The sequence below is a fragment of the Mycobacterium sp. genome, assembly GCF_019243155.1.
Lineage (GTDB): Bacteria > Actinomycetota > Actinomycetes > Mycobacteriales > Mycobacteriaceae > Mycobacterium.
The window spans coordinates 13,454-32,834 of the sequence record NZ_JAFAUS010000307.1 but is presented as its reverse complement, the minus strand read 5'-3'; the positions used below and the strand labels follow the sequence as shown (position 1 = coordinate 32,834).

16 protein-coding genes are annotated in these 19,381 nt (G+C 67.4%); 7 read left to right on the top strand and 9 right to left on the bottom strand.

From position 1 onward, the window contains the following. Nucleotides 1-318: 318 nt before the first annotated feature. A complete protein-coding gene (locus JOZ00_RS15655) occupies nt 319-894 on the bottom strand; it encodes an NAD(P)H-dependent oxidoreductase (protein WP_293345078.1) in 576 nt (191 codons plus the stop codon). Nucleotides 895-962: 68 nt separating this feature from the next. Between JOZ00_RS15655 and JOZ00_RS15650 the strand changes: the two genes are divergently transcribed. Both JOZ00_RS15650 and JOZ00_RS15645 read left to right on the top strand, forming a co-directional pair. Further along, nucleotides 963-1,577 carry a TetR/AcrR family transcriptional regulator gene (locus JOZ00_RS15650; RefSeq protein WP_293345076.1) on the top strand — a complete coding sequence of 205 codons (615 nt, stop codon included), beginning with the start codon at nt 963-965 and terminating at the stop codon, nt 1,575-1,577. Further along, nucleotides 1,574-2,611: a DNA polymerase IV gene (locus JOZ00_RS15645; protein WP_293345074.1), complete on the top strand. Its 1,038-nt coding sequence runs from the start codon at nt 1,574-1,576 to the stop codon at nt 2,609-2,611. The genes JOZ00_RS15650 and JOZ00_RS15645 overlap by 4 nt, the downstream gene beginning before the upstream one ends. On the opposite strand, the gene JOZ00_RS15640 is transcribed toward JOZ00_RS15645, so the two are convergent. Continuing rightward, nucleotides 2,546-3,478, bottom strand: a complete 933-nt coding sequence (locus tag JOZ00_RS15640; RefSeq protein WP_293345072.1) for an SDR family oxidoreductase — start codon at nt 3,476-3,478, stop codon at nt 2,546-2,548. The genes JOZ00_RS15645 and JOZ00_RS15640 overlap by 66 nt on opposite strands. Before the next feature lie 242 nt (nt 3,479-3,720). On the opposite strand from JOZ00_RS15640, the gene JOZ00_RS15635 reads away from it, so the two are divergent. Further along, entirely contained in the window at nt 3,721-5,001 is a 1,281-nt protein-coding gene (locus JOZ00_RS15635; protein ID WP_293345070.1) for a glycosyltransferase, read from the top strand. A 1-nt stretch (nt 5,002) separates the two neighbouring features. On the opposite strand, the gene JOZ00_RS15630 is transcribed toward JOZ00_RS15635, so the two are convergent. Then, complete coding sequence (locus tag JOZ00_RS15630; protein WP_293345068.1) at nt 5,003-5,641, bottom strand: TetR/AcrR family transcriptional regulator; 639 nt, start codon at nt 5,639-5,641, stop codon at nt 5,003-5,005. A 117-nt stretch (nt 5,642-5,758) separates the two neighbouring features. Between JOZ00_RS15630 and JOZ00_RS15625 the strand changes: the two genes are divergently transcribed. Then, on the top strand, nt 5,759-7,237 hold the full coding sequence (locus tag JOZ00_RS15625) for a cytochrome P450 (protein WP_293345066.1): 1,479 nt from the start codon (nt 5,759-5,761) through the stop codon (nt 7,235-7,237). A gap of 15 nt (nt 7,238-7,252) precedes the next feature. On the opposite strand, the gene JOZ00_RS15620 is transcribed toward JOZ00_RS15625, so the two are convergent. The 4 genes from JOZ00_RS15620 to JOZ00_RS15605 form a co-directional block, all read right to left on the bottom strand. Next, a complete protein-coding gene (locus tag JOZ00_RS15620; RefSeq protein ID WP_293345064.1) occupies nt 7,253-7,759 on the bottom strand; it encodes a homocitrate synthase in 507 nt (168 codons plus the stop codon). Between the two features lie 325 nt (nt 7,760-8,084). Continuing rightward, on the bottom strand, nt 8,085-9,077 hold the full coding sequence (locus JOZ00_RS15615) for a sensor histidine kinase (protein WP_293345062.1): 993 nt from the start codon (nt 9,075-9,077) through the stop codon (nt 8,085-8,087). A 117-nt stretch (nt 9,078-9,194) separates the two neighbouring features. Continuing rightward, entirely contained in the window at nt 9,195-10,643 is a 1,449-nt protein-coding gene (locus JOZ00_RS15610) for an FCD domain-containing protein (RefSeq protein ID WP_293345060.1), read from the bottom strand. A gap of 33 nt (nt 10,644-10,676) precedes the next feature. Further along, on the bottom strand, nt 10,677-11,870 hold the full coding sequence (locus JOZ00_RS15605; RefSeq protein ID WP_293345058.1) for a thiolase family protein: 1,194 nt from the start codon (nt 11,868-11,870) through the stop codon (nt 10,677-10,679). Between the two features lie 64 nt (nt 11,871-11,934). Between JOZ00_RS15605 and JOZ00_RS15600 the strand changes: the two genes are divergently transcribed. Beyond that, a complete protein-coding gene (locus JOZ00_RS15600) occupies nt 11,935-12,279 on the top strand; it encodes an OB-fold domain-containing protein (protein WP_293345056.1) in 345 nt (114 codons plus the stop codon). A gap of 7 nt (nt 12,280-12,286) precedes the next feature. On the opposite strand, the gene JOZ00_RS15595 is transcribed toward JOZ00_RS15600, so the two are convergent. Further along, a complete protein-coding gene (locus JOZ00_RS15595) occupies nt 12,287-14,452 on the bottom strand; it encodes an acyl-CoA dehydrogenase (protein WP_293345054.1) in 2,166 nt (721 codons plus the stop codon). 113 nt (nt 14,453-14,565) lie between these two features. Beyond that, nucleotides 14,566-15,324 carry an SDR family NAD(P)-dependent oxidoreductase gene (locus tag JOZ00_RS15590; protein WP_293345052.1) on the bottom strand — a complete coding sequence of 253 codons (759 nt, stop codon included), beginning with the start codon at nt 15,322-15,324 and terminating at the stop codon, nt 14,566-14,568. Nucleotides 15,325-15,436: 112 nt separating this feature from the next. On the opposite strand from JOZ00_RS15590, the gene JOZ00_RS15585 reads away from it, so the two are divergent. Together JOZ00_RS15585 and JOZ00_RS15580 are read left to right on the top strand one after the other, a co-directional pair. Continuing rightward, nucleotides 15,437-16,966 carry an ATP-dependent DNA ligase gene (locus JOZ00_RS15585; RefSeq protein WP_293345050.1) on the top strand — a complete coding sequence of 510 codons (1,530 nt, stop codon included), beginning with the start codon at nt 15,437-15,439 and terminating at the stop codon, nt 16,964-16,966. A gap of 64 nt (nt 16,967-17,030) precedes the next feature. After that, a complete protein-coding gene (locus JOZ00_RS15580; RefSeq protein ID WP_293345048.1) occupies nt 17,031-19,271 on the top strand; it encodes a carbon starvation CstA family protein in 2,241 nt (746 codons plus the stop codon). The last annotated feature ends 110 nt before the right edge of the window (nt 19,272-19,381 follow it).

Sequence of the window (19,381 nt, the reverse complement as noted above, 5' to 3'; positions counted from 1 at the left end):
ATCCTGGGGTCTGCCGGTGCTCGAAACACTACACCTAGTGGCTGACAAGATGTCCACATACAAGATGTTCTGAATAACATTTCTGAAATTCCCTGGTCGTAAGCCCTGTCGTGGAAACGCGCCCGGCGTGTCGCAGATCACAAACGCCGCCGATCACGCCTCTGCGAATAGATATAGCAGCGGCCACCGACAACATCGTCGCCGCCGGCGGACGCATGCGCAGCTAGCAAAGCCGCCAGCGGCGGCTGGCGGCTCTGGCTATTCAGTTGTGGCGAACTGGCTGGTCGGCGACGAGCGGCTTGGTGGGCTAGCGCCAAATCAGCCCACTTCGGCGGCGAGCTTGCCGACGATGTCGCGCACGTTCTCGGTCAGCTCCGCGTGCTCCGCGGGAGCCTTGCCCTCCAGGGTCTTGAACGGCACCGACAGCTTGAGGTCCTCGACGACACGGGCCCCGGCGATCCCGAACGACTTGCGGGTGTCGTCGTGCGCCCAGACCCCGCCATACTGGCCGAAGGATCCCCCGATCACCGCCAGCGGCTTGCCCTTCAGGGCGCCGTCGCCGAACGGGCGGGATAGCCAGTCGACAGCGTTCTTGATGACGGCCGGGTAGCTGCCGTTGTATTCCGGCGTGACCACCAGGGCCGCATCGGCCTCGCCCGCGGCGCCGCGCAGCGCCGCCACCGGAGCCAGCGCCGGGGCTTCGGCGTTCATCACGTCGTCGATTTCTTCGTTGTAGAACGGCAGGTCGGCGAGTCCCTCGAAGATCGTGACGGTCACGTCGTCCCCGGTGACCGTCGTCGCCAGTTCGGCGATCTGGCGGTTGATCGACGCCGAGCGCAAACTGCCCACCAGTGCCAAGATTTTGATTCCCACTATCGAGTTCCCTTCGGTCATTGTCCCCATCCTTGCACGCCTCAACCGGACTATAGTCCGCTTTATTCCGGCGGCGCTAAAGTGCAGGGGTGAGCGGTGACGAGAGGTTGGGCGGGTTGCCTATGTGCGCTCCCCAGGCGGTTTACCAGGAGCGGGGCGACGCGGCGCGCAACCGGGCGCTCTTGCTGGACGCGGCCCGCCGCCTGGTCGCCGAGCATGGCGCCGACGCCGTGACCACAGATGACATTGCCGCGGCCGCCGGAGTCGGAAAAGGCACGCTGTTCCGCCGGTTCGGCAACCGCGCCGGCCTGATGATGGTCCTGCTCGACGAGGACGAGCGGGCCAGCCAGGAGGCGTTTCTCTTCGGGCCACCGCCGCTGGGACCCGATGCGCCGCCGACCGAAAGGCTGGTCGCGTTCGGCCGCGAGCGGATCTGCTTCGTCCACACCCACCGCGTTTTGCTGTCGGAGGCCAACCACGATCCGCAGAACCGGTACAACGCGCCGGCCATGGTGCTGCGCACGCACGTGCGGGTGCTGCTGCAGGGGGCGCACACCACCGGGGATCTCGACGCCCAGACCGACGCGTTGCTGGCGCTGCTCGACGTGGACTACATCGAGCACCATCTCACCGAGGGCGGTCACACTCTGCAGACACTGGGCGACGCGTGGGAAAGCTTGGCGCGCAAGCTCTGTGGGCGGTGACCACCACGAGCTGGGTCTTACACGTCGACCTCGACCAGTTCCTGGCATCGGTGGAGCTGCGCAGGCACCCGGAACTGGCCGGGCTGCCGGTCATCGTCGGCGGCAACGGGGATCCGACCGAACCGCGCAAGGTGGTGACCTGTGCCTCCTACGAGGCCCGCGAATTCGGTGTGCGCGCCGGCATGCCGTTGCGGGCCGCCGCGCGCCGCTGCCCCGGTGCGACGTTTCTGCCGTCGGATGCCCCCGCATATGACGCGGCCTCCGAACAGGTGATGGGGTTGCTGCGCGACCTGGGCCACCCTGTCGAGGTGTGGGGTTGGGACGAAGCCTATGTGGCGGTGACGGCGCCGGACCCCGTCGCGGTGGCCGAACAGATACGCGCCGTCGTCTCGTCGGAGACCGGGCTGTCCTGTTCGGTCGGCATCAGTGACAACAAGCAACGCGCCAAGGTCGCCACCGGATTCGCCAAGCCGGGAGGCGTCTGTGTGCTGACCGACGCGAACTGGATGACACTGATGGCCGACCGTCCGGTCGACGCGCTGTGGGGTGTCGGCCCGAAGACCACGAAAAAGCTTGCCACTCTGGGTATTACCTCGGTGCGCGAGCTCGCCGACAGCGACGCGGAGTCGTTGACGGCGGCCTTCGGGCCGCGCACCGGGCTGTGGCTGCTGCTACTGGCCAAGGGCGGCGGCGACAGCACTGTCAGCGCCGAGCCGTGGGTTCCGCGCTCTCGCAGCCACGTCGTCACCTTCCCGCGCGATCTCACCGACCGGGCCGAAATGAACGCGGCGGTAACGGATTTGGCCGACAGGTCGTTGGCGGAGGTGACCGCGGCGGGACGGATCGTCACCCGGGTGGCAGTCACGGTACGAACGGCAACGTTCTACACCCGCACCAAGATTCGCAAGCTGGACGAGCCCGGCACCGACCGCGACGTCATCGTCGCTGCCGCCCTGCGCGTCCTGGACCTATTCGAGCTCGACCGGCCGGTCCGGTTGCTCGGGGTGCGTCTCGAACTGGCCATGGGAGACTAGCGGCGCCGGGCTGGGACGCAATGCCCGCGTGAATATCCCGTTCACCTGACGCATCGCGACGCTGTACGGCCACCACGCGAGGCGCTTGAAGGCGTACAGCGCCCAGATGTCTGGCGACGTGTAGATCAGGTACCGGTTCTTGGCGACTCCGGCCAAGATCTTCTCGGCGGCCTTCTCGGGCGAAACGGCATGCCCGGCAAAGCGTTTCACCCATCGGTCGACCTTGGGATCGCCTCGGTCCACGCCGGCGATCTCGACGGTGTTGACCAGCGGGGTGTTCACCGCGCCGGGCACCACGACCGACACCCCGATGCGGTAGCGGGCCAGGTCGAAGCGCAGCACCTCCGACATGCCGCGCAGCCCATACTTGCTGGCGCTGTATGCGGCATGCCAGGGCAGCGCGACGAGCCCGGCCGCAGACGACACGTTGACCACGTGCCCGCCCCGGCGGGCGGCCACCATCGAGGGAACGAACGACTCGATGACGTGGATCGGGCCCATCAGGTTGATGGCGATCATCTTGGTCCACTGGTCGTGCGTGAGCCGGTCGACGGTGCCCCAGGCCGACACACCGGCGATGTTCAGCACGACGTCCATGCTCGGATGGCGGCTATGGATGTCGGCGGCGAACGCCGCCACGGCGTTGTAGTCGGCGATGTCCAGGGCACGATGCTCGGGCACTTCGGCGCCTAGTGCGCGGACGTCGGTCACGGTGGCTTCCAGACCGTCGGCATCGCGGTCGGTCAAATACAGTTCGGCGCCCTGTGCGGCTAACCGCAACGCGGTGGCGCGGCCGATGCCGCTTGCCGCACCGGTAACAAAGCACCGCTTTCCCGCGTAATACCCCTCGGATCCCCTGCGCGCCATGGCCGTGACGATACCGGCGGTAACGAGAACGGCGTTTAGCAGGCAAAGAGGAGTGTGTGCGCGGCGCCCGGGCTCCCCCGCGACCCGCTAACAAGAAGGGAGGTTTCGCTGATGTTTGGGAAGCGCCTCCCGAGCAAACAGTGCATGCTTACATTGCCGAACATCTGAGCCCTGGGTGTGGCAGGCTCCTGTCTCGATTCGCTCGGCGCGCGTGTGGGGGATTTAGAAGCGAGGATCGGCAGATGAAGTTTGTGCTGACGAGCTGGGGAAGCCGTGGTGATGTCGAGCCCTGCGCCGCCGTCGGCCGCGAGTTGCTGCGCAGAGGGCACGAGGTACACGTCGCCGTCCCACCCGACCTGGTTGCCTTCGTCGAGTCTGTCGGGCTGACGGCGGTCGCTTACGGGGCGGACATGCACACCACCATGGAAGCCTTGCGCAACTTCTGGGCATGTTTGTTTCGCAGCCCCTGGCGGGTCCGCACCCTGCTCACGCGCTTCCTTGCGGCCTGGGCTCTCATCACCCGGTGCCGCCGGGAACTGAGCGCGACGCTGACCTCGCTCGCGGACGGGGCCGACCTGATGTTCACCGGCCTGCCGTTCGAACAGCCCAACGCCAACATCGCGGAGTACTACGACATTCCGTTGGCCACACTGCATTGGCTGCCCGCCCGAGCAAACGGTCACCTGCTGCCGGGCGTGCCGGCGCCGTTACTGCGCTCCGCGATGACCATGGTCTGGTCGCTGGTCGGGCTGCTGATGATGCGGCTGGATCGCCGGCAGCGCCGTGAACTGGGCCTGCCGAAGGCATCCGGCCCATCGCCGCGGCGAAGCGCCGAACGCGGATCGCTGGAAATCCAGGCCTACGACGAGGTGTGCTTTCCCGGGCTGGCGGCCGAATGGGTGCGATGGAAGGCTCAACGGCCGTTCGTCGGCTCGCTCACGATGGAGTTGCCGACGGACACCGATGACGAGGTCGCGTCGTGGATCGCCGCGGGAACACCGCCGATCTACTTCGGTTTCGGCAGCATGCCGCAGTGCTCCGCCGTCGACTCCGCCGCCGAGACGGTCGCCATGATCGCCGCGGCCTGCGCGCAGTTGGGTGAGCGGGCGTTGATCTGCTCGAGCTGGGGCGACTTCGACAACGTCCCGCATCCCGACCACGTCAAGGTCGTGCGCACGGTGAATTTCGCGGCGGCCTTCCCCGCGTGCCGCGCCGTCGTGCACCACGGTGGCGCCGGCACCACGGCCGCCGGCCTGCGCGCCGGCGTCCCCACCCTGATCCTGTGGACTTTGCCCGACCAGCCGATTCATGGAGCTCAGGTCAAACGATTGGAGCTGGGGACGATGCGGCGCTTGTCGGCCGCCACGCAGCAATCGCTGGTCGACGACCTGCGCACCATCCTGACCCCGCAATACGCGAGGCGAGCCCGTGAGTTCGCCGGCCGGATGAGCAAACCCGCGGACAGCGTCACGAACGCCGCCGATCTCCTGGAACGCCTCGCGAGCGCGAGGTCTATCGCCTGAGTTACCGGCCGTCGCCGCTCCAGAGCGCGTGCAGCCACAACTTCTCCAACACGCGCACGCGGCGATCCCGGTCGCTGTCAGTGCCGGTCAGGATGGGGTCGCCGGTCAGCATCAGCGCGGTGGTGCCCGCCAGGGTGCGGATCAGGGTGGGCAGGTCGTCGCTGATCGGACTGGCGCTCCCGGCATTCATCTCGACCTCGACGATGGCGACTATCTGGCCCAGCACCACCTCGAACTGCGCATCGAGAAGATTCCGGATCTCGACGTCGGTATTGCGGGCCTCGTTGCACGCGGTCATCACCGGGTCGTTGTGCGCGTAGACGGCGGCCGCGCTGCCGACCATTCGTTTGGCGAACTCCTCCGGCGACTCGCCCGGCTGACGCGGGGCGAAATCCTGCGTCAGTTCTTCGAGTTCTTCGGCGGCCTCGGCCATGAGTTGGGCAAGCACCGCGTATTTGGAGTCGAAGTAGAAGTAGAAACCCGATCGCGCCACCCCTGCCCGCAGGCTGATGGTGCTGACCGACAGCTCGGCAAACGGCTTTTCCTGCAGCAGTTCACGCACCGCCTGCAGGATCGCCTGGCGTTGCTTGTCGCCGCGCCGTCGCATCCCCGGCTCCGGACTGGCGGCGTGGCTGCTCATTCCCTGACCTTGCACCACGCGTGAGAAAAAGCAAACTTGACAGGCGTCAAGTTTTTCAGCGAAGGTTAGTGATGAGTGACCGCCGTCACCTTCGTCAGCGCACGCAAAGGAGCGTCTATGGCCGCGACCATCAGCACCCCGCAGTACCTGCTGGACCAGGCGCGGCGCCGGTTCACCCCGACGCTGCAGACCATCCCCGGGATGGGCGCGATCGAGAAGCGTCTCCTCGCGCACGAGTGGGAGGCGAAGATCCTCGCGGAGCCGCCCGCCGGCAGCGACCTCAAACCCGTGTTCGGCGACGCCGGCCTGCCGATCCTCGGCCACATCATCGAAGTGTTCCGCGGCGGCCCGGATTACGCGCTGCACCTCTACCGAAACCACGGCCCGCTGATTTACCTGGACTCGCCGATCATGCCGGCGGTCACCGTGCTCGGACCCGACGCCACCCAGGCCGTGTTCTCCAACCGGAACAAGGACTTCTCGCAGAAGGGCTGGCACCCGGTGATCGGGCCGTTCTTCAACCGCGGTCTGATGATGCTGGACTTCGACGAGCACATGTATCACCGGCGCATCATGCAGGAGGCCTTCACCCGCAGCCGGTTGAGCGGCTACGTAGAGCACATCGACCGCGTGGCCAGCGACATCGTCGCCAACTGGCCGACCAACGACGCCCGGTTCCTGTTCCACCCAGCAATGAAGGAACTCACGCTCGACATCGCGTCGCTGGTGTTCATGGGACACGAGCCGGGGTCCGACCACGAACTGGTCACCAAGGTCAACTCCGCGTTCACGACGACGACCCGCGCGGGTGGTGCGATCATCCGGCAGGCGATCCCGCCGTTCAAATGGTGGCGCGGACTGCGTGCCCGCAAGCTGCTCGAGGACTACTTTATCGAGCGGGTCAAGGAACGCCGCAACGCGACCGGCAACGACATGCTGACGGTGCTGTGCCACACCGAGGACGAGGACGGCAACAGCTTCACCGATTCCGACATCGTCAACCACATGATCTTCTTGATGATGGCCGCGCATGACACGTCGACGTCGACGACCACCACGATGGTCTACAACATGGCCGCGCATCCCGAGTGGCAGGAGCGGGCCCGCGAGGAGTCGGCCCGGCTCGGCGACGGACCGCTGGACATCGAGGCGCTGGAGAAGCTGGAGACGCTCGAACTGATCATGAACGAGTCGCTGCGAATGGTGACGCCGTTGCCGTTCAACATGCGCCAGGCGGTTCGCGACACCGAACTGCTGGGCCACTACATCCCGGCCGGCACCAACATCACCATCTGGCCCGGCATGAACCACCGGCTTAGCGAATTGTGGACGGAGCCAGACAAATTCGACCCGGAGCGCTTCTCTGAACCACGCTCGGAGCACAAGAATCACCGGTACGCGTTCGCCCCGTTCGGCGGCGGCGCCCACAAGTGCATCGGCATGGTGTTCGGTCAACTGGAGGTCAAGACCGTCGTGCACCGGCTACTGCGTCGCTACCGCCTGGAGCTGACCCGGCCCGACTACCAGCCGCGCTACGACTACGGAGGCATGCCGATCCCGATGGACGGCATGCCGATCGTGTTGCGCCCGCTCTGACGACCGGCTGCGCGATCAGCCGATCAGCCGGTTCGCGCAGGCGATCACCGCGCGCAGGGCCGACTGCGTCGGCTCGTCCGACAGGCCCATTGCCCACTCGGTGCGCGTTCCGTTGCTGCCGAGGATGAAAGTGGCTGTGTCCCCGCCGGATTGCAGTTGATGGAACTTCACGATCTCGACCGTGACCCCACGCTCGTGCAGCATCGCGGTGAGCGCGGCGATCGGCCCGCTGGCGGCGGCCGTTGAGGTGCTGATCCGGTCGCCGACGGCGATCACGGCGCGGAAGTTGCGGGCTTGCGGACCGAGCCGCCCGGCCGGCCGGTCACCGTCGGCGCACACCCAGTGCCCCAGCCGCACCGGCCCGCCGGTGTGCCCGTAGGTCGCGTCGAAGGCCTGCCAGGACATGGCATCGGCCTGCTCCCGCAAACCGCGGGGGAAAGCCGCCCCGAAGTGGTGGCAAAACCACGCCGCGGCGGAGTCTGGTTCGAAAGTGGAGAGATGGTCCCGTTCGAGGAGAGTCATGATGTCGGTCTTCTCTGGTCAGCAGGAGTGACCGACGGCAGTAGCATCCGACCCACAGCGGGGGGTCGGTCCGGATCAGACCCCGCTGCGGGTGCTTACTACTGCCCCGAAGGCACGCTCGAGAAGACGCACGAGGGACGACATTAGACATCAATCCGCCGGTCACGCAACTTCCGCGATCGCGACGCGTCGCTCATTGCACGCGTGTTGAAGATTTTTGAATTTTTCGTTTACACGTGTCGAACAGTGATTATTGATCCGGTGTGGTGCAGATCACGGGCTCTGCACGCCGGAAGAAAGGCACGACGATGAAGTCAATTTGCAGTCAGCCGTTGGGTCCGGGCGAGGGCTCGAACCGGAGGTAGGCCTGGATCGTCGTCCCGGTGGCCGTGGTGTGGGTCCGCACCAAGTCCGAGATGGCGTTGACCAGATACAGACCGCGGCTGGCGGGGCCGCCCGGCCCCGGGTCCAGGCGACCGACCAGTGCGGTATCGAATTGCCCGGCGTCGCGCGCCTCGCAGACCAGATGCTGGTTGTCCCGCCAGAAGGCCAGCCGGCATGCGCCACCGCTGTACATGAGGCTGTTGGTGGCCAGCTCGGTGGCCACCAGTTGCAGATCCTCGATGCCGTCCTGGGACAGCCCCACCCAACCGGCGTAGTCGACGGCGAAGGAACGCGCGGGACGCAGGTCCTCCGACTTCCGGACCATGTAGGTGACCGCCCCCGGGTTGACGTGCAGGGGGCGGTTGCAACGGTGCAGGACGTCGTCCGGCGCGTAGTCCCGGCTGCGTTGCAGCGCACCGCAATTCCACAACATGGGGTGGGTCGCGCGCGCGTCCGCGAGAACGTCGCCCCCGAGCTGACTCGCGTCGTAGAGGCACAAGCCCGACACCTGGTAGCCGTCCATCGCCTCGTTGACGAGCGCCTCATGCTGCGAGCAGGCGACGTACTCCTCCTCGGTGCGGCCCGGCCACGCGATCTGGCTGACGATCCGCACCCGCCGGTCGGGATATTCGTCGACGAAAGAACCCTCCATTGCCATGAACCGGGTCGGATTACGGGCGACCTCGGTGACATCCGTCATGCGTAGTTCGTCGGGCCACCCACCGCCCGGGTACAGACCGTCGTACAACAACGCCAACTCGTCCGGCGGGACCGCAACCAGAACCGCCTCGCCCATCGCGAGGCCGTCGCAGACGAACCGCGACACCAGGTCCAGGTACTCCTGCTGGGAGTGGTACATCAGCGCCGAGTGAACAAATCCGGGGTGCCCGGTTTCAATCCCCGTAGTCACTCCGGCGCTCCCGCTCTCAATCACGTACGCCAACCCCCTGCTGGACCGGCCGTCTGCTTTCTCCCTCTCCATACCCGCGACGGGCCGTCGCTATACCGCGCAACAGGTCACATCTGCATTCAATTTGGGCGCAGGCCGCTGCTAGAGCCACCACGACGCGGCGGCGTCCAGATGACGGCGAACGCGATAGCGGGCCAGGCTGTCGTCGCCCGCCTCCACGGCGTCGAGAATCCGCAGGTGAGCGTGGTGAACGGCCAGCACGTCGGTCCATGTCGGTGGCGCCTGCCCGGTGCTCGACCAGTGCCGGCGGAACAACTCGACGATGATTCGAAGAAACAGGTCCAGCAGCGCGTTGCCGGCCAACTGCGCCAGTCCGATGTGAAACCGGAACTCCTCCGCGGCGGCCTTGCGGACATCGCCGGGCGTTTCCCGCGGGTTCTCCCCGACCACCGACCGATGGGTGGCGAGAAAATCGGCGACCGTCGACTCACCGCGACGCTTGACAACTTTGGCCACATTGTCGATCTCGATCGCGTCCCTGACGCACCGCAAGTGTTCCCGACTCGGGTCGCGGTACTGCAGGTACAAAGCGATGGTGTCGATGCTGGCCTGCGCGGCTGGTTTGGCGATGACGAGTCCGCCGCCGGGCCCCCGGCGCATGTGCGCAACCGAGTGATACTCGAGCAGGCGCACCGCCTCGCGGAACGCCGCGCGGCTCACCCGGTAGCGCTCCAGCAAGGCCGCCTCGGTGCCGAAGACCGAACCGACGGGCCGGCCGCTAACGACGATGTCGTCGCCGATGGTGGCCGCCAGCATCTCAGCCAGCTTTCCCTGCGGCGCCTGGACGTCGAGTGGTCGCGGCTTGCGTCGTTTGGCGCCGGCGTGATGCTGCTGCAGCCAGGCGGTCACCGCCTCCACGTGCCGCTGGGACAGCGTCTTGGCACGCGCCGAATCGCCGGCGGTGACGGCCGCAACGATCTCGGAGTGGTCGACGTGCATCTGGTCGACCGCCTCGATCGCCTCGGTCGCCGAGTCGGTGCGCGACTGCAGGGCGTATCGCGTGGTGAGCCGCATCAGGATGTCGATGAACAGCTGCAGCACAGGGTTTTTGGATTGCTCGGCCAACGCGATGTGGAACTCGTCGCGCGGCGCCGGCAAGCCGGGCTCCCACTGCTCTTCGGCGCTCAAGACCGACCGCAGCCGGGCGATGCCGGCTTCGTCGATCCGTTCGGCGGCGAGCGAGGCCGCCAGGGGCTCGAGCACCAGGCGCGCGTTGAGCAGGTCGCCCAGGGTCGTGCCCAGGTACTCGAGATAGATGACGACGGCCCGGGTGGCGGGTCCGGCGTCGGGCTCGCAGATGAGCAGCCCACCGTTGGGTCCGCGGCGCATCCGGGCGACCTGGTGGTGTTCGACGAGGCGAACCGCCTCCCGCAGGACCGAACGGCTCACCCGAAAGCGTTGTTGCAGAGCCTGTTCGGATCCCAGCGATTCCCCGACCGTCCAGCCGCGGCGGACGATGTCCGCCTCGATCTCGCGCGCAATCTTCGAAGCCAGTTTGTTCGCCTGGCCGTTATCGGGGTCCTCGCTCATCTGAGACTCAACTAGGCTCTCCCACACGCACTCTCAGCAGGTGAGCAACATGCACCCGGCGACGGGCCCGCCGCCTACCGAGACCACCCCGACCTCCGGCCGCTGCACCACCTGGCGCTCCCCCGCGTCGCCGCGCAGCTGCAGACATCCCTCGTGCAGCGCCCAATAGCCGTGCATCCGCCCCGCCGACAGTTGGCCCCCGTAGGTGTTCAGCGGCAGCTTGCCGTCACGCGCGATGCGCGTGCCGCCCTCGACGAACGGTCCCGCTTCGCCGTCGCCGCAGACCCCCAGGGCTTCCAGCCAGGCCATGGTGAGAAAGGTGAACCCGTCGTACAGCTGGGCGACCTGCAGGTCGGCCGGCGTCAACTCCGTCCGCGACCACATCTGCTCGGTCGCATCCGACATCGCCATCTTCGGGTAGTCCTCGCGGTGGAACCAGCCGCCGGCGCCGTCGGACCCGCCGATCGCCTCCACCCGCACCGCTCGGTGCGGGCAGTCGGCGGCGTACTCCGCATGCGACACCACCACCGCGACCGAGCCGTCGATCGGGACATCGCAGTCCAGCAATCCCAGGGGTGTGGAAACCGGTCGCGCGCCAAGATAGTCGTCCATCGTCATCGGGTCGCGGTACACGGCACGGGGATTCAAGGCCGCGTTGCGTCTGCCGTTCAGCGCCACCCACCCCAGCTGTTCTTTGGTGGTGCCGTACAGCTCCATGTGCCGGCGGCAGTTGAGCGCTAGCCAGTTGGCCGCCGAATACGCCTGGGCCGCAACCAGATCGTTGACGTCGTCCATCGGGCCGACCGCGGGCCGCGCCGCACCCTCCGGGGCATCGAACATTCGCGCAAGCGGCGGGGCGGGCGCGTTCTCCTCCTGCTTGACCGGGACCGTGCCGCCGAGCATCTGGATCGTCCGGTAGATCACCACGTGGCGGGCGTGCCGCTCGGAGACCGCCCGGCACGCCGATATCACCGGGGACAGCAGGCCGCCGGTGCCGAACCCGGATCCGCAGTCCGCAGCGTCGATGTGCAGTGCGGCGTTGACCTCTTCGGCCGGCGTGTCACCCAGCGTCGCGATTCCGTCGATGTCGGCCGCAACCAACCCGGCGTCCTCGATGGCTGTGCGCACCGCCTCCATGGTCAGCTCGAAGCCCGGGATGCCGGTTCGTCGGCCGATTCGCGAGATCCCGATGCCGGAAATGATGGCGTCTTTCTCGAAATGCGTCATGTACACCGCCCCGTCAGACCACATCCAGCGTCGCATCGAACCAATTGAGTGTACTGTATTCGTCGTGCCAGAAGAGCCGACCGCCGCGCTTCTCATCGACTATTGCGACGATTGCGCGCGTTGGGTGCATCCGGCGACGGGCGAATGCCGCGAGTGCGGAGCCGTGCTGGCGGCGCGGCCGGTCTCCGGACACGGCACGGTGTTCACCTACACCGTGAACCACCACCCCTATAACCCCGAGATCCCCACGCCGTATGTGATCGCCATCGTCGAACTGGCCGAGCAGAAGGGTCTGCGGGTGGCAGCCAACATCGTTGGCTGCGAACCGGATTCGGTGACCTGCGGAATGCCGGTCGATATCCAGCCGGAGCGGGGCGCCGGCGGCGCGCCGCTGTTCGCGCCCACCTGAGCGAGAGCTAGTTGATCAGCGGATCGCGAGGCATGCCGAGGATCCGCTCGGCGATCTGATTGCGGGTGACCTCCGAGGTGCCGCCGGCGATCGACATGCCGCGGGCGCCCATGATCAGGCGGCCCGCCAACGCGCCCGGCCCGTTGACCAGCGCGACGTCGGGACCCAGCAGCGCCGCCGAGATCGCGGCCCCGTCGACCATGTGCTCGGCCAGCTTCAGCTTGGTGACGTTGCCCTCCGGGCCGGGGCCTGCCCCCTCGACGCTGCGGGCGGCGCGGCGCAGGTTCAGCAGGCGCAGCGCATGCTCATCGGTGAGATAGTTTCCGACGCGAATCTTGGCGTCCGCCAACCGATCTGAGTGCTTCTGCGCGAGTTCGATCAAGCTGTCCGCCAGGCCCTCGTAGAACGACCCGCTGCCGCCGATGCTGACGCGCTCGTTGCCCAGTGTGGCCCGCGCGACCGTCCAGCCGGTGTTGGGCTCCCCGACCACGTCCTCGTCGGGCACGAACAGATCGTTGAAGAACACCTCGTTGAAATCCGAGCCGCCGGTGATCTGGCGCAGCGGCCGCACCTCGACCTCGGGTGCCTTCATGTCGACGATCACGGTGGTGATGCCGGCATGCTTGCGCGCCTCCGGATCGGTGCGCACGGTGGCAAGTCCGCGGGCGCAGTAGTGCGCCCCGCTGGTCCACACCTTTTGGCCGTTGATCTTCCAGCCGCCGTCCACCCGGGTGGCACGCGTCTTGATGCCCGCGGCGTCCGAGCCCGCGTCGGGCTCGGAGAACAGCTGGCACCAGATCTCGTCCTTGCGCAGCGCCTTCTCCACGAATCTTTCGATCTGCCAATCGGTTCCGTGCTGGATCAGGGTCAGGATCACCCACCCGGTGATCCCGTAGTCGGGACGCTTGACGCCGGCCGCCCGGAACTCCTCCTCGATCACCAGCTGTTCCACCGCGTCGGCCGCGCGACCCCACGGCTTGGGCCAGTGCGCCATGCCGTAGCCGGTCTCGATCAGCTTGTCCCGCTGCGCCTGCTTGTCCAGGGCGGCGATCTCTTTGGCGTCGGCGCGAATCCGGGTGCGCAACTCCTCGGCCTCGTCCGGCAGGTCCAGGCTGTTCTCCCGGACGGCGCCGGCAGCGGTGCGATCGAAGACGTCGGCGGCCGGTGCCTCGCCGCCGAACAGCGCCGAGGTCACCAGCGCCCGCCGCAGATGCAGATGGGCGTCGTGCTCCCAGGTGAAGCCGATACCGCCATGCACCTGAATATTGAGTTCGGCATTGCGCGCGTACGCCGGGAAGGCCAGCGCCGCGGCCACCGCGGCGCTCAACCGGAACTGGTCCTCGTCTTCGGAGGCCGCCCGCGAAGCGTCCCATACGGCGGCGACGGCCGACTCCGAGGCCACCACCATGTTGGCGCAATGATGTTTCACCGCTTGGAAAGTCGCGATGGTGCGACCGAATTGCTGCCGCACCTTGGCGTACTCGACGGCGGCCTCGACGCAGTCCGTCGCCCCGCCCACCGCCTCCGCGGCCAGCAGCGTCCGCGCCCGGGCCAGCGCCGACTCCCGCGCCCCCGGCAACACGTCGTCGGCGCTCACGCTGACGTTCTGCAGCCGGACCCGCCCGGATCGCCGGGTCGGGTCGAGGTTGTCGGGCACGTCGACCGAGACACCGGAGCGGCCGCGTTCCAGCACCAGGACGTCGTCGCCCACGGCGACCAGCAACAGCTCGGCGAGCCCGGCGCCCAACACGATTCCGGCATCGCCGTCGGCGACCCCATCCTTGACCTGCACCTGACTGTCCAAACCAATGCCGGCGGTGGCGGTTCCGTCGATCAGGCGGGGCAGCAGGCGCGACTTCTGCTCGGGCGTACCGTCCTTGGCGATCACGGCCGACGCGATGACGGTCGGCACGAACGGTCCGGGCGCCACCGCGCGCCCGAGCTCTTCGATCACCACGACGAGTTCGGGCAGCCCGAAGCCGGAACCGCCGTGCTCTTCGTCGACGTGCAGGCCCAGCCACCCCAGCTCGACCAGGTTCTGCCAGAACGGAGGTCGGGTTTCGTCGGTCGCGTCGAGCAGCGATCGCGCCGCCCAACGCGCCTTATGCGCAGTCAGGAACCCGCGGGCTACGTCGGCGAGTTCGCGATGGTCGTCGGTCAGTGCGATAGCCATGAGGGACCCTCCTCGCGCGGCTGGAAGCTGGGTAGCCTGCCCCGCTCCGAGGGGAAGCGGGGCGGCTGCCTAAAGAGTGTACTTAATCCGCGGAGGGCGCCGACCGGGGGCGGCTACTTGGGAGCGAACCGCTGTCCGGCGTCCAGCCGCAGGCACTGACCGTTCAGCATCGGGTTGTCGATGATGGCCGCGGCCAGCTTCGCGTATTCCTCCGGGCGACCCAGACGCTTGGGGAAGGCCGCGTCCTTGGTCAGCTGCGTGGCGAACTCGTCCGGGATGCCCTGGGTCAGCCCCGTCGCGAACAGACTGGGCGCGATCGCCAGCACCCGAACGCCGACCGAGCCCAGGTCGCGCGCCATGGTGAGGCACATGCCGGCGACGCCCGCCTTGGCGGCGGTGTAGGCGACCTGCCCGATCTGGCCTTCGAAGGCCGCGATCGAAGCGGTGTTGATGATGACCCCGCGCTCATCGTCTTCGGGCTCGTTCTTGGCCATGTGCGCTGCGGCCAGCCGGCTGATGTTGAAGGTCGCGATGAGGTTCAGGTCGATCACGGACTGAAAGGACTCGAGGTCATGCGGTCCGGACTTGGACAGTGTCCGCTTGGCGATGCCACCACCGGCGGTGGTGATCACCACGTGCAGGCCACCCAGCTTGCCGACCGCGGTCTGCAGGGTTTCCTCGGTGCCGGCGAAGTCGGTGACGTCAACCGGGTAGAACGTGCCGCCGACCGCCTCGGCAACGGTCTTGCCGTCGGACCCCTCGCGGTCGAAAATCGCGACGTCCGCGCCACGTGCGTGCAGCAGCTCGGCGCTGGCGCGACCCATCCCCGAAGCACCGCCGATGACGACGACCTTCTTCCCGTTGATCTCCATCCGGACCTCTCCTTTTCGGGTTGTCAGATCCCATGCAATCTGTAACGTTACGTAGGCACGCTAGCGTGTCGGCCCGGGCGGGTTGTCACCGAGCCATGCCAAGCTCGTTACCGTGCTCCTTCTCGACGTGGCGGCCACGTCTATTGACGTCGGCGGCACTTCATCGCGGCTGACCAAGGTCACCCACATCGCCGACCTGCTCGGTCGCGCCGCTCCCGACCCGGACTCGGTCGCGACCGTCGTGTCGTGGCTCTCCGGTGAATTGCGGCAACGCCAGATCGGGGTCGGTTGGTCCTCGTTGCGCTCCCGTCCGCCTGCGGCGGTCGAGGCGGCGCTCACCGTCAGCGGCGTCGACGCCACCTTCTCCGAGATCGGCGCCGTCGCGGGCAAAGGGTCGACCGCCCGGCGCGCCGAAGTTCTGCGCGCGCTGTTCGCCGCCGCGACCGAACCCGAGCAGACGTTCCTGCTGCGGCTGCTCGGCGGCGAGCTGCGCCAGGGCGCGCTGGCCGGGATCATGGCCGACGCCGTGGCCAAGGCGGCCGGCGTTCCCGCGGCCGCGGTGCAGCGCGCCGCGATGCTCGGCGGCGATCTGCCCGCGGTGGCGGCCGCGGCGCTGTCCGACGGGGTCGTGGGATTGGACGCTTTCACCCTGCGGGTCGGCCGGCCGGTCGGGCCGATGCTGGCGCAGACCGCAACCAGCGTGGGCGACGCGATCGAACGCCACGGCGGGCCAACGATTTTCGAGGCGAAGCTGGACGGGGCCCGGGTGCAGATCCACCGCGCCGGTGACGAGGTCACCGTCTACACCCGAAGCCTCGACGACGTCACCGCCCGGCTGCCCGAAGTGGTGGAGGCGACGCTGGCGCTACCGGTCCACGACCTCATCGCCGACGGCGAGGCGATCGCGCTACAGCCCGACAACCGGCCCCACCGCTTCCAGGTCACCGCGTCCCGGTTCGGCCGATCGGTCGACGTGCCTGCAGCCCTTGCCGCACAACGGCTTTCGGTGTTCTTTTTCGACATTCTGCACCGCGACGGCGTCGACCTGATCGACGAGCCGGCCACCGACCGGCTGGCCGCCCTGGACGCGTTGGTGCCGCGCGCGCAGCGGGTCGACCGGTTGGTCACCGCCGATCCCTCCGAAGCCGCCGCCTTCCTGGACGCGACCCTGGCCGCCGGCCACGAGGGCGTGCTGGCCAAGTCTCCCGATGCGCCGTATCAGGCCGGCCGTCGCGGAGCGGGCTGGCTGAAGGTCAAGCCGGTGCACACCCTGGATCTGGTGGTGCTGGCCGTGGAGTGGGGATCGGGGCGCCGTCGCGGAAAGCTCTCCAACATCCACCTGGGCGCGCGCGACCCGGCCGGTGGCGAATTCGTGATGGTGGGAAAGACTTTCAAGGGCATGACCGACGCCATGCTGGACTGGCAGACCGTGCGGTTCCGCGAACTCGCGGTCAGCGACCTGGACGGATATGTCGTCCAGCTGCGGCCCGAGCAGGTGGTCGAGGTGGCCTTGGACGGCGTACAGAAGTCGTCGCGCTACCCCGGCGGCCTGGCGCTGCGGTTCGCCCGGGTCCTGCGCTACCGCGACGACAAGGGCCCCGTCGAAGCCGACACCATCGACGACGTGCGTGCGCTGTATTAAATCCTTTTCAATATCAAAGCCTTATCAATACCGCGGGGCGAGAGGCGGTTCGCCGTCGTAGGGTTTGACCGTGACTGTGCACGACAAAGACGTCAGCTACATCCGCACCGATAGCGACCTGCCGCCCGTCGCGATCGTCGACCGCTCTCCCATCACCACCAAACACCGCATCGTCTTTGCGATCATCGCCGTCATCGGCGCCATCGCCTGGGCCGTCATCGCGTTCAGTCGCGGCGAGACCGTGAACGCGGTGTGGTTGGTAATCGCCGCAGTCTGCACCTACATCATCGGATTGCGGTTCTATTCGCGATTAATCGAGAACAAGATCGTTCGCCCGCGCGACGACCATGCCACGCCCGCCGAAGTTCTCGACGACGGCACCGACTACGTGCCGACCGACCGGCGCGTCCTGTTCGGCCACCACTTCGCCGCGATCGCCGGGGCCGGACCACTCGTCGGGCCGGTGCTGGCCACGCAGATGGGCTACCTGCCCTGCACCATCTGGATCGTCGTCGGCGCCGTGCTCGGCGGTTGCGTGCAGGACTACCTGGTGCTGTGGATCTCCACGCGACGACGGGGCCGTTCGCTGGGTCAGATGGCGCGCGACGAACTCGGCGCTGCGGGCGGGGCGGCGGCCCTCGTCGGGGTGTTCATCATCATGCTGATCCTGATCGCGGTGCTGGCGATGATCGTCGTGAAGGCGCTTGCCGAAAGCCCGTGGGGAGTGTTCTCGATCGCCATGACGATTCCCATCGCGATCTTCATGGGCTGCTACCTGCGCTTCCTGCGGCCCGGCCGGGTGGGCGAAATCTCGCTGATCGGCGCCGCGCTGCTGCTGATCTCCGTCGCCTCGGGCAATTGGGTCGGCCATACCTCTTGGGGCGCATCATGGTTCAACCTGTCGCAGGTCACCCTGTCGTGGCTGATCATCATCTACGGCTTCGCGGCATCGGTGCTCCCGGTGTGGTTGCTGCTCGCGCCGCGCGATTATCTGTCCACTTTCATGAAGGTCGGCACGATCGCCCTGCTGGCGGTCGGCATCTGCATAGCGCACCCGCTGCTGCAGGCCCCCGCTGTCTCGCAGTTCGCGACCCGGGGCAACGGACCGGTGTTCGCGGGTTCGCTGTTCCCCTTCCTGTTCATCACGATCGCGTGCGGCGCGCTGTCCGGATTCCACTCGCTGATCTCGTCCGGCACCACACCGAAGCTGCTTGAAAAGGAAAGCCAGATGCGGATGATCGGCTACGGCGGCATGATCACCGAATCGTTCGTCGCGATCATGGCCCTGATCACCGCGGCCATCATCGATCAGCACCTGTACTTCGCCATCAACGCGCCCGGCCCGCAGACCGGCGGCACCGCGGCCACCGCCGCGCAGTACGTCAACAAGCTCGGACTGCCGGGCGCCCCCGCGACCGCCGACCAGATCAGCCAAGCGGCCAGCGGTGTCGGCGAGCACACCGTCGTGTCGCGCACCGGCGGGGCGCCGACGCTGGCGTTCGGCATGTCGGACGTGTTGCACCGCGTCTTCGGCGGCGAAAGCCTCCGGGCGTTCTGGTATCACTTCGCGATCATGTTCGAGGCGCTGTTCATTTTGACCACCGTCGATGCCGGCACCCGGGTCGCGCGTTTCATGCTCTCCGACGGATTGGGCAACTTCGGCGGCCCGCTGGCCAAGCTGAAGAATCCGAGCTGGCGCGTCGGCGCGTGGTTCTGCAGCCTGGCCGTGGTGGCCGGTTGGGGCAGCGTCCTGCTGATGGGCGTGACCGACCCGCTGGGCGGGATCAACACGCTGTTCCCGCTGTTCGGTATCGCCAACCAGCTGCTCGCGGCGATCGCGCTGACGGTCGTCACCGTGATCGTCATCAAGAAGGGCCTGCTGAAATGGGCCTGGATTCCAGGGCTTCCGCTGATGTGGGATCTGGTGGTCACCCTGACGGCGTCGTGGCAGAAGATCTTCTCCGGGGATCCGGCCGTCGGGTACTGGACGCAGCATCACAGGTACCTGGCGGCCAAGAACGCCGGCAAGACGGCCTTCGGTTCCGCCAAGAACGCGCATCAGCTCGACGAGGTCATCAGGAACACCTACATCCAAGGTGTGCTGTCGATCCTGTTCGCGTTGGTCGTCGTCATCGTGTTCGTCGCCGGAATCATCGTCGCAATCAAGGCAATTCGCGGCGGTGGCAGGCCGCTGACCGAGGACGACCCGGTGCCGTCGAAACGGTTCGCGCCCTCGGGCATGATCCCCACCGCCGCGGAGCGAGACGTGCAGCGGCTCTGGGACGAGCTGTCCCGGATTACCTAGCCCACCGACGCGGTACGCAGCGCACAAACAGGTAGCGCACTACGCGTGTGGGGCGGTCACCGCCGGCCGTACGTTGGCTGCAACAACGCCCCACTCGCCTGGTAAACGGG